This window comes from Moorena sp. SIO4E2, from assembly GCF_010671945.1.
GTDB lineage: Bacteria > Cyanobacteriota > Cyanobacteriia > Cyanobacteriales > Coleofasciculaceae > Moorena > Moorena producens.
The window spans coordinates 1-1,574 of record NZ_JAAHIE010001153.1; the positions used below are offsets into that span (position 1 = coordinate 1).

The following is a 1,574-nucleotide window of genomic DNA, read 5'->3' on the forward strand; positions in this document are numbered from 1 at the left end:
CATGGGGTCGGGTTTTCACCGCCATCCGAACGAATAGTTATGAATTCGGGGTTTTCCCCGCGAATCCCCTGAGTCATACCCCTTTCGTTACGAAAGGCTCCCACTCAGAACGAGCCGCACTAGCCCTAGAGCATCAAACATCGAATGCGATCGCAAAAGCCTGTTTTGAATGGGTTCGCGATCAAATTCGTCATAGCGTTGACTATCAAATGAATCCTGTCACCTGTCGTGCCTCGGATGTACTTAAGTATAAAACCGGTTATTGTTATGCAAAAAGCCATTTGCTAGCTGCCCTCTTACGAGCCAATGGAATTCCAGCAGGCTTTTGTTATCAACGATTAAGTATTAATGACGATGGTGAGCCTTACAGTTTGCATGGTTTGAATGCCGTTTACTTAGCTGAATTCGGTTGGTATCGAATTGATCCCAGAGGAAACCGTGAGGGAATTAATGCTCAGTTCAATCCCCCAAAGGAGCAATTAGCTTTCAGCATTCGATTTCCCGCAGAAGCTGACTTTCCTAACATTTTTTCTGAACCACTTCCTATAGTTATCGAAGCATTACAGGCTGGCAATACTTGGGATGAAATGCTTGGTAGTCTGCCAGATGTTTTGTTGGAGGAATTGTAAGAATGAAGAATTAAGAATTTAGAATTTAGAATGAAGAATGAAGAATGAAGAATTTAGAATGAAGAATGAAGAATTTAGAATGAAGAATTTAGAATGAAGAATTTAGAATGAAGAATTTAGAATGAAGAATGAAGAATGAAGAATGAAGAATTTAGTGCGTACCCGTAACGCACCACTAGGTTGAAAGCCCCTAACAGGTGGTAAGCACTATAAGTGTGGCAAGGGTGGGTAGAGGAGAAAAATAAGCGATCGCATACTTTGTAATTTTGCGATCGCTACTGTTCAACAAAACAACAAATTTGTCTACTATTTTAGCAATCGGAAAGCCTAAGCTATCAGCTTATGCGCTACGCGCACGCTACTTGAGGTGCTTTCAGCTATCAACTAATGGGCTATGGGCAAGCTACACCGAACAGCTTTTGAATAAAATAAGCTGACCGCTGACTACTGACCGCTGACCGCTGACCGCTGACTGCTGACTGCTTACATGACCTTTTCCATCCTAAACCGTTCAAACCCTACCCCCCTAAGCAATACAGTCTCCGGTTCAATGATAGTAAATCCCTGTTTGATAAAGAAATACTTAGAAATTATGCTAGCTTCAGTATAGAGACAACTAACCCCTTGCTTTAACGCTTCATCTTCTAATTGTTGGTAAATGGCTGTAGCATATCCCTGTCGAGAGTAGTCTTTTGCTGTAAACAGTAAATCAATGTGATTAGCGGGATTTAATTGACCAAAAGCCGCCACCTTATTGCCATCAACTGCAACAAGTGTTATTCCCATACTCAGCCGTTTCGTAAACTGGTCGATATCCTTAGGATAGGATGACCAAATCTCTATTTGTTTACGATCATAAGCCTGTGATGCTATCTCCATGATAGCATTTTTGTAGACATCAATCACAGCTTTGGCATCTGATACTTGGTAGTTACGAATTAACAT

2 protein-coding genes are annotated in these 1,574 nt (G+C 41.4%); one reads left to right on the forward strand and one right to left on the reverse strand.

Annotated elements, in window-relative coordinates:
* The first annotated feature begins 68 nt into the window (after nt 1-68).
* On the forward strand, nt 69-629 hold the full coding sequence (locus F6K37_RS41670; protein WP_287257122.1) for a transglutaminase-like domain-containing protein: 561 nt from the start codon (nt 69-71) through the stop codon (nt 627-629).
* Nucleotides 630-1,112: 483 nt separating this feature from the next.
* Here F6K37_RS41670 and F6K37_RS41675 read toward each other — a convergent pair.
* On the reverse strand, nt 1,113-1,574 hold a 462-nt coding region (locus F6K37_RS41675), incomplete at its 5' end, for a GNAT family N-acetyltransferase (protein ID WP_008179123.1).